Origin of the sequence: Coleofasciculus sp. E2-BRE-01 (genome assembly GCF_040221695.1) — a bacterium.
Taxonomy (GTDB): Bacteria; Cyanobacteriota; Cyanobacteriia; order Cyanobacteriales; family Coleofasciculaceae; genus Coleofasciculus.
Genome location: NZ_JAVKEA010000063.1, coordinates 40651 through 48951, shown reverse-complemented (window position 1 = coordinate 48951; position 8301 = coordinate 40651). Strand labels below are relative to the sequence as shown.

Genomic DNA, 8301 nt, shown 5'->3' with positions numbered 1-8301 from the left:
TTAATGCACTACTTCATTACTAAAACAATACAGCCAAAAGACAGTAGCGTGGCACACCTAAACAAGAAACCGTAGGGGCGCACCGACGTGCATGGGTGTCAACTTAAGCCACATTACCCACGATAGGATACTGGGTGTGGGGTATGGGGTGTGGGGTGTGGGGGAAAGCGAGCAATGTTGGGGAGCTATGTATTAAACGGAAACTGTTTGAAAAAAACATTGTGGATGAATAGGTGAGGTGAATTGAGGAAGGTGTGAGGATATTTCGACTCCAACAGACAAAACCATCCTGAACCCCGACACACGACACCCGACACCCGACACCCGACACCCTTGCTCAACCGAGCTTTCACCTTAAGTTGACACCAATGGGCACTGCCGTGCCCCTACTGGTTGTGTGACTCTTGAATTGGCTGTTGCTTATTGCCTGTAATATCATGTCCGGTCAAACACCCCGAATAAAAACGCCTGAAACCCTTGTTATTACAGCATTGCAATTATGGGTAATCGTCAGGACATGATATAAAATCCGTAGGATGACACCTGCGGCGATGCGGCATGTTGAGAATAAGTCGGCAGTTTTTTTGATCGAATGCACCATTTTTTTCTCGGCAAGTGTAAAATAGACGAAGCTAATCATTCCTATTGGCACAACAGTGTTTCTAGCAATTTGTATATCGACATACAGTAATGTATGAATGGTGTCTACATCCTTACTGGATAAGTTTGCTCTAGTTAATTTTTAGTCTAGTGCAAGATGTCAGATGTTTTCCACGACCAAGAGGATTGGTCTAGACATGATAAATCACTCGTCAGGATAGAAACGGCTGGCTGATTTCTGCCGCTTACAGTAGTCACCTATCGATCATCCATCAGTAATGCCTCAAAATACGCATGAGGAGACATCAGCGTGCGGAAAGTTAGGAATATTGACTAGGAGAGATAGCCTTGAAAACGTCAAGTTTGTATCTTACACCCTTTCAGCGCAAACAGCTACAAAAAAGTTTGCAAGGGGATTTAGCCGAACATTACCGCCAGCGCATTGAAATTATGCTGCTGGCGGATGAAGGCAAAACTCAAACCGAAATCTGTAAACGTTTGGGATGTTGTCCAGCCACAGCACGGCATTGGATTTTGATGGCGCACAGTGGGATGGCGCACAAATGGCAGGATAGCCCACGGGGTCGCCCGAAAGCTGTAAATGAGGACTATCTAGAGCGGCTGCAAGAACTGGTTTCCCGGAGTCCCCGTGAATTTGGCTATTCATTTCGGCGTTGGACAGCGAACTGGCTGGCTAAGCATCTGGCGCAAGAGTTTGGCATTCAAGTGAGCGCTCGCCACATTAACCGACTGCTCACACAAATAGGATTGTCCACGCGACAAAAACCCAGCCATACCCCAGAACAGACACCACAAAGGGTTACCAGCATTTCCATTCGGGACTTGCCATCGGCGTCTGTGGCTGATGCTCAAGAATTAGAGTCACTTCACGTCGCCAAATCAGCGGAAAATAGAGACATCTACGGTCATGGAGCAACATTCATCCACGCAGTTGGTTTCTCTAGAACAGCTCAATCATACGCTGGGGTATTCCCTTTCAGCCAGCGAATTTCAGGATTATCTCCCTCAATTTAAATCCCTAACCCCGAAAGTGGGCAAGTTTTGGCAGGGAACAGAGGCGGAGGCGGGTCTTTATATTGTCACAGGGGGTAAGGTGAGGTTAATCGACCAAGGGGGTGAATTAATTGCCACTCTGGATGTTGGTGACTCCTTTGGCGAATTTACTGTGTTTCCCGAAGCGGGGTTTCAGCCGTATTCAGCTAGGGCGTCGGTGAATTTGCACTTGTGCTTGATTCCGGGTGAGGTAGTATTGTCCTTGATGGCGAACTATCCTCAAATCCGAGAGCAGTTGTGGGATAAGGCGCAGCGGCGGAATTCCCAACTGGTTGAACCGGAGAGGGTTGAGGGCAATCAGGGGAATGCAACACCCTCCACCCCGCCACATCCGGCTATCCCCGCTATCCCCGCGTCAACCTCTCCAAAAAAGATTAGTAAAGCCTACTTCCCCAACCCAACTCAGCAAGTCGGGCATTTATTACAACGGGTGATTCGCCGCTATCCCTATTTTGCCCAGCAGAGTGCGTCGGATTGCGGTGCGGCTTGTTTGGTGATGGTGTCTCGCTATTGGGGGAAACGCTTTAGTTTGAATCGCTTGCGGGATATTGCTAATGTTGACCACAATGGGGCGTCGCTGCGGGGACTATCGGCGGCGGCGGAAAGTATTGGCTTTTCCACTCGCCCTGTAAAAGCGAGTCTGGATCAGTTGGCAAAGCAGAAATTACCGGCAATTGTTCACTGGGAAGGGAAGCACTATATTGTTGTCTATGAAATTACTCGGAAGCTGGTTGTTGTCGCTGATCCGGCTATTGGTCAGAAAACCTTAAGTCACTGGGAATTTAAGCAGAATTGGACGGGCTATGCGCTGCTGCTGCAACCGACGGCGTTATTTAAGGATGAAAAAGAGAGTACGACGCCCTTCTGGCAGTTCTTTGAGTTAATCAAGCCTCATGGCTTGGTGATGCTGGAGGTATTTGTCGCATCCTTATTTATCCAGATATTTGGATTGGTGACGCCCCTATTTACCCAGTTAATTTTAGACCGGGTGGTGGTACAGCGATCGGGTTTAACCTTAATGGCGGTGGGGATTGGCTTGCTGATGTTTAGCCTGTTTCGGGTGGCAATGTTGGGGTTGCGTCAGTATCTGCTAGACCATACGGCGAATAAGTTAGACTTGGCGCTGATTGTCGGGTTTATCCGCCATACGTTTCGCTTGCCGTTGGGTTTCTTTGAGTCCCGTTATGTGGGGGATATTATCTCACGGGTACAGGAAAATCGCAAGATTGAACGGTTTCTTTCTGGTGAGGCGCTATCGATTCTACTGGATTTACTTACGGTGTTTATCTATGTGGGATTGATGGTTTGGTATAGCTGGAAGATGGCGCTACTGGCGTTAGCGATCGTGCCACCGTTTTTCCTATTGGCGTTGATCGCGACACCGTTTTTACGGCGGATTTCCCGGGAGATTTTTAATACCTATGCCACGGAGAATAGTTATCTAATTGAAGCCCTTTCCGGGGTGCGGACAGTGAAAGCTACGGCGGTGGAACAGACGGTGCGTTGGCATTGGGAGGAGTTATTAAATCAGGAGATTAAGACGGGGTTTTCTGGGCAAGTAATTGGCAATCGCCTGCAAATCTTTAGTAACACGATTGAAGCGGTGGCAACGACGGCGTTGCTGTGGTTTGGGGCGCATTTGGTGATTCAGAATCAGTTAACGATTGGGCAATTGGTGGCATTTAATATGCTGTTGGGGAATATTATTATGCCGTTCCAACGGTTGACGGTGTTGTGGAATCAGTTGCAGGAGGTGGTAATTGCCGTAGAACGGATTAATGATGTTTTGGATGCGGAACCGGAGGAGGATTTACAGGAACAAGCGAGGGCGACGTTACCGCTGATGCGGGGTGATGTTCGGTTTGATAATGTGACGTTTCGCTATCATCCGGAGAGTGATAGTAATGTGTTGGAAAATCTCTCCTTTGAGGTGAAGTCGGGGCAAATGGTGGCGTTGGTGGGGCGCAGTGGTTCGGGGAAAACGACGGTGTCTAAGTTGGTTTTGGGATTGTATCCGCCGACGGAGGGAAAGGTGTTGATTGATGGGCATGATATTACCAGTTTGTCGTTGCGTTCGTTACGTCAGCAGGTGGGGGTGGTTGACCAAGATACGTTTTTATTTGGCGGTACGATTCGGGAAAATATTAGTTTAGGACATCCTGGAGCTAGGTTGGAAGAAATTATGGAGGCGGCGCGGTTGGCGGGGGCGGATGAGTTTATTAAGCAGTTACCGATGGGGTATGAAACTCAGATTGGGGAAGGCGGGGGGATGTTATCAGGGGGACAGCGACAACGAATTGCGATCGCGCGGGCGTTGTTGGGGAATCCTCGGTTGTTGGTTTTGGATGAGGCGACGTCTCATTTAGATGCGGAGTCGGAAAGGATTATTCAGCGGAATTTGAGTGGGATTTTCCAGGGGAGGACAACGTTGGTGATTGCTCATCGTCTTTCTACGGTACGGAATGCGGATCAGATTTTGGTGTTGGATCGGGGGGTGTTGATTGAAAGTGGAACTCATGAGGAGTTGATGAAGAAGCGGGGGCATTATTTTTATCTGAATCAGCAACAGTTGGATGTTACGGGATGATTTTTTTCAACGCAGAGGTACGTAGAGGTTGGCGTAGAGGTCAAGAGAGGAATTGGCAGGATAATGACTTTATTATCCTCTCTAAATGCGAGAACTAACCTATCAGTGTCATCAGTGTGACTAAACTCTCACCCCCTACCTCCATCTGGACAATAAATCCGTGAAATCAGTGTTTTTACGAAGGACAAAATTATGCCAAATTCATTGAATGGACAGATGCCAACTCAACGACAGGAAGCGGAATTAACCGCCTCAACACCAGCAATAGCCACCGATGATTGGTCGTTTGCGACGAAGGAATTACTCGATACGTTGCCCCAAGTGTGGACAAGGGGATTGCTGTATTTTTTAGTCGTATTTGTCTCTATTGTTTTACCTTGGGCAATCCTGTTTAAAGTAGATGAAACCGGGACAGCCAGAGGGCGACTGGAACCTAAAGGGAAAACAGTCCAACTCGATGCGGCTGTCGCTGGGACGGTAGCGGAAATTAAGGTCAGGCTTTAGAAAAGCGAGTGCAAATTGACCAAGCGCAGCAGAATATTGATGCCTTGAGGAATTCCTCTGACTTACAAAAACAGGAAAAGTTGGCACAAGTAGAACAGGCTCAGCAGAATCTGAAGCTGAATCAAACATCTGCGGAAATTATCGAGACTCGTTTAGCTAATGCTCAGCGGGAAGTCGAGCGTTATCGGGATGCTATGGAGGCAGGAATTGTGTCCGAAATTCAGGTGGTTAACCGAGAAGATATGGTACAGGAACGGCAAGGTTTGTATGAACAGGCAAAGTCGGATATGGAGCAGGGGAAGCTACGTTTAGCGGAGCAAAGGAGTAGTTATCAGCGGACAATTCAGCAAGTTCAAGCGGATATTGAACAGGCAGAGTTACGACTAAAAGAACAGGAGCGGAGTTATCAGAGTTTAACCCATTCCGGTAAGCTGGCGGTTCTAAAAATAGAGGAACAGCTTAATAACTTGGAAACAGAACGGGCGACTCTGAAGGCAGAGGTAGCTCAGAGTAAGCGTCAAATTGAATCCTTGAAGTTTCAGTTAGACCAACGTATTATTGAAGCGCCATTGAAGGGTACGCTGTTTGAATTACCGATTCAAGGAGCGGGGGCGGTGGTGCAGCAGGGGACTAAAATTGCGGAGATTGCTCCAGAGGATTCTGCGTTAGTGATTCGGGCGCAAATGGCGACGAATGAGAGTGGTTCGTTGCGGGAAGGTTTGCCAGTGAAGTTGAAGTTTGATGCCTATCCGTTTCAGGATTATGGTGTGGTGGAAGGAACGTTAACGGAGATTTCACCCACGTCTAAGGTGACGGAAACGGAACAGGGTCAAGTGGCGAATTATGACCTGGAAATTGAACTCAAACAAGATTGTATACCCACAGCCAATAAATGTGTTCCTTTACGCCCAGGAGATACGGCAACAGCAGAAGTTATTGTTCGCCAGCGTCGGATTATTGACTTTATTCTTGACCCCTTTAAAAAGTTACAGCAAGGTGGGTTAAAATTGTAGGGTGCGTTAGCGAAGCGTAACGCACCGCTGCTCAATATTTTGGTGGGTGGCTACCGCCTAACCCAGGCTAAACAAAGCCTATTGCAACTGGTGCAATATCTCAGTTTAAGACGTACCAAGTAGGGATATAGATTTTTGTGAACGCCTTTTGTCTGAGGTTTTAATTATTAGAGGTTTATCATGCTACAATCCATTACGATTACCAGCGAAGATATTCTGCATCAAGTTAAGCTATCCCTTCGGATTCCTGAGATAATTGAGCAAATTGTTAGCCGCCAGGTGATTCTCGCTACCGCCGAAGAGGTGGGGATAAAAGTGGAGACTCACGAACTTCAGCAAGCCGCAGATCAAATGCGGTTAATAAATAAACTCAATGGTGCTGATGAGACTTGGGTGTGGTTGGAAAAACGGGGGATGTCTCTGGATGATTTTGAAGAACTTGTCTATTACACCGTCATTTCTGGAAAGTTAGCGGCTCATTTATTTGTGGATAAGGTTGAACCTTACTTTTTCGAGCATCAGTTGGATTATGCAGGTGTGGTGATGTATGAGGTGGTGCTGGATGATGAGGATTTAGCGATGGAACTGTTTTATGCGCTTCAGGAAGATGAGATGAGTTTCCATGATATTGCTCAGCAATACATTCAGGATACAGAGTTACGCCGAAAGGGGGGATATCGGGGGATGGTGCGCCGTCAGGAGTTGAAACCGGAGGTTTCGGCTGCTGTTTTTGCGGCTACGCCGCCACAGGTGCTTAAGCCGATTGTGACGGCTAAGGGGGTGCATCTGGTTTTGGTGGAGGAGATTATTGAGCCGGAATTGGATAATAAGTTGCGCTATCAAATTATTTCTGATTTGTTTGCTGGCTGGCTGAAGCAACAAACTGCAACAGTTGAAGTTGTTACTAATCTCAAATTAAATAGCCAAGCTGTATAGGTTATTACTTTCAAATGTAACGTCCTAAATTCTCAAAAACTCTATTGACTGGGCGCTTAGCTTTCTTTTGTAGGGTGTGAGGTGTAGGGAAGGTCTTGGACGGGGATTCGACCCCGACCAAGACAAGCGTCTTGTAGAAGGCGGAGATTCTGACCCGATGGTTGTTGGAGCTTCAATCCTGCTCTTGAGCGCGAGATGCCTGAGGTTCAGAATTCACCTTGGAGAGAGACTGGGTTGCGGCTTCTTCGGTCGAAGATTTTGCGGTTACAGCATATAGTCCTATACCAATTGCCGTACCGATTAGAAAAGCAAATGCACATGCAATCCATACTACCGACATGTTCGATTTATTCATTCCTACAATTACCGTTATGCTATCTGAATTTACCAGTCTTAAAAGACAAAAACTTAGCCGTAGAGATATCCTCTAGGACATCGTTTAAGTATTCATGACCGAATTCTATCGTTACTTGTTCCTAATTTTTCATAGAACTGGGTAGTTTTCATGTTGCGATCAATACTAACTTACGGACAACAATGAAGGGATGCTTGTCTTCTTCTGAAGACAAGCTCTTTATCAATGACCTATCGACCTTAATCAAGCCAAGCGGCAACTCCGTAGCCGACACCGACTCCTGCTGCACCAGCAAGAACGATGATACCAGCAACGCACAATCCACCGCAGACAGCACCGCCAGTAACTGCTTTTAGGTCACTGTCCTTGAGTTGTTCGAGGTAGCTATCGTTCTGTTGAATGTCACGAATCTCAATCAGGTTCATTTTTAGCTCATCCTTAGTATGTAACTTGAGCAAAATCTTGCTGTTCGACTAGAGATGGTTTACTGTTCCCTTCTCTTAAAGTTAAGTTTGCATTCCCAAGATTAGTCCTTGATAACCCCGTAGAGAGTAACACCAATCCCAACGCCAGTTAAGAAAGCACTACCAATAGCAATCCCAACAGGTACAGTAACAACAAAGCCACCAGTAACAGCTTTCATTTCACTGTTATCCAGTTCCCCGATATCTAATGAAAAATTAGTATGAGTAGGGAATAAATTAGAAATTGCGATTCTAGCCATTTACGAGTCTCCCTAAGTAAATTTTTTCATTTTTGTTTCTAAGTCAATAGTAGTGAATATAATTTACTTTGTCTATAAATTTAACTATTTTTAATAGACATAAAACTTACACTAATAAACTCATACAATTCTAAACTCTCTCCTTGGAATCAGTATTCACGGACAAAAATCGTAACGTGATAAAACTCCAAGACATAGCCAATTAACTGTCGTTCTCTTCTTTCAAGTTCAATATCCTGAAGAAAAAGACAAAACTACTGCAGTTATATCCTATTCGAGGATTATATTTCCCAAAACATGCTCCCCTTAGCTAGCTTCAACCGCAATTTCTGTAGGAAAGCGATTTTCCTTAGTGTAGAACTCCATTAAATCCTGGTAATCATCCAGGTAACGGCAGACAAGAATAGAGTTTTCCCGATCAAAATGCAGCACTTGGGGCAGAAATGGGCGCAGGGAGTCCAGTTGCGGAAATTGCTGTAATAATGCTTGAATGTGCCACTCACCCAAA

At 46.1% G+C, this 8301-nt stretch carries 8 protein-coding genes and 1 pseudogene; 4 read left to right on the top strand and 5 right to left on the bottom strand.

Annotation, left to right across the window (positions count from 1 at the left end):
• Positions 1-185: 185 nt before the first annotated feature.
• On the bottom strand, positions 186-353 hold the full coding sequence (locus tag RIG66_RS08005) for a hypothetical protein (protein WP_446376881.1): 168 nt from the start codon (positions 351-353) through the stop codon (positions 186-188).
• 595 nt (positions 354-948) lie between these two features.
• Between RIG66_RS08005 and RIG66_RS08000 the strand changes: the two genes are divergently transcribed.
• From RIG66_RS08000 to RIG66_RS07985, 4 genes and pseudogenes are all read left to right on the top strand, one after another.
• Complete coding sequence (locus RIG66_RS08000; protein WP_446376879.1) at positions 949-1635, top strand: helix-turn-helix domain-containing protein; 687 nt, start codon at positions 949-951, stop codon at positions 1633-1635.
• Positions 1529-4261 carry an ABC transporter transmembrane domain-containing protein gene (locus RIG66_RS07995; protein WP_446376877.1) on the top strand — a complete coding sequence of 911 codons (2733 nt, stop codon included), beginning with the start codon at positions 1529-1531 and terminating at the stop codon, positions 4259-4261. Before RIG66_RS08000 ends, RIG66_RS07995 begins: the two co-directional genes overlap by 107 nt.
• Before the next feature lie 192 nt (positions 4262-4453).
• Positions 4454-5778 (top strand): annotated as a pseudogene (locus tag RIG66_RS07990) (HlyD family efflux transporter periplasmic adaptor subunit).
• Positions 5779-5958: 180 nt separating this feature from the next.
• Positions 5959-6714, top strand: coding sequence for a peptidylprolyl isomerase (locus RIG66_RS07985; RefSeq protein WP_446376875.1), 756 nt, complete (start codon positions 5959-5961; stop codon positions 6712-6714).
• Between the two features lie 172 nt (positions 6715-6886).
• On the opposite strand, the gene RIG66_RS07980 is transcribed toward RIG66_RS07985, so the two are convergent.
• From RIG66_RS07980 to RIG66_RS07965, 4 genes are all read right to left on the bottom strand, one after another.
• Positions 6887-7054 (bottom strand): hypothetical protein, encoded by a 168-nt coding sequence (locus tag RIG66_RS07980; protein ID WP_446376873.1) that lies wholly within the window; start codon positions 7052-7054, stop codon positions 6887-6889.
• Between the two features lie 254 nt (positions 7055-7308).
• The gene (locus tag RIG66_RS07975) at positions 7309-7527 is read right to left on the bottom strand and encodes a hypothetical protein (protein WP_446376871.1); all 219 of its coding nucleotides are present in this window, start codon (positions 7525-7527) and stop codon (positions 7309-7311) included.
• A 68-nt stretch (positions 7528-7595) separates the two neighbouring features.
• On the bottom strand, positions 7596-7793 hold the full coding sequence (locus RIG66_RS07970) for a hypothetical protein (protein WP_446376869.1): 198 nt from the start codon (positions 7791-7793) through the stop codon (positions 7596-7598).
• A 306-nt stretch (positions 7794-8099) separates the two neighbouring features.
• Positions 8100-8300 carry a hypothetical protein gene (locus RIG66_RS07965; protein WP_446376867.1) on the bottom strand — a complete coding sequence of 67 codons (201 nt, stop codon included), beginning with the start codon at positions 8298-8300 and terminating at the stop codon, positions 8100-8102.
• Position 8301 lies beyond the last annotated feature (1 nt).

Excerpts from the sequence above, each read along its gene's own strand:
- RIG66_RS07995 (WP_446376877.1), top strand. The coding sequence starts at position 1,529 with ATGGAGCAACATTCATCCACGCAGTTGGTTTCTCTAGAACAGCTCAAT.
- RIG66_RS07980 (WP_446376873.1), bottom strand. The coding sequence starts at position 7,054 with ATGTCGGTAGTATGGATTGCATGTGCATTTGCTTTTCTAATCGGTACG.
- RIG66_RS07970 (WP_446376869.1), bottom strand. The coding sequence starts at position 7,793 with ATGGCTAGAATCGCAATTTCTAATTTATTCCCTACTCATACTAATTTT.
- RIG66_RS07985 (WP_446376875.1), top strand. The coding sequence starts at position 5,959 with ATGCTACAATCCATTACGATTACCAGCGAAGATATTCTGCATCAAGTT.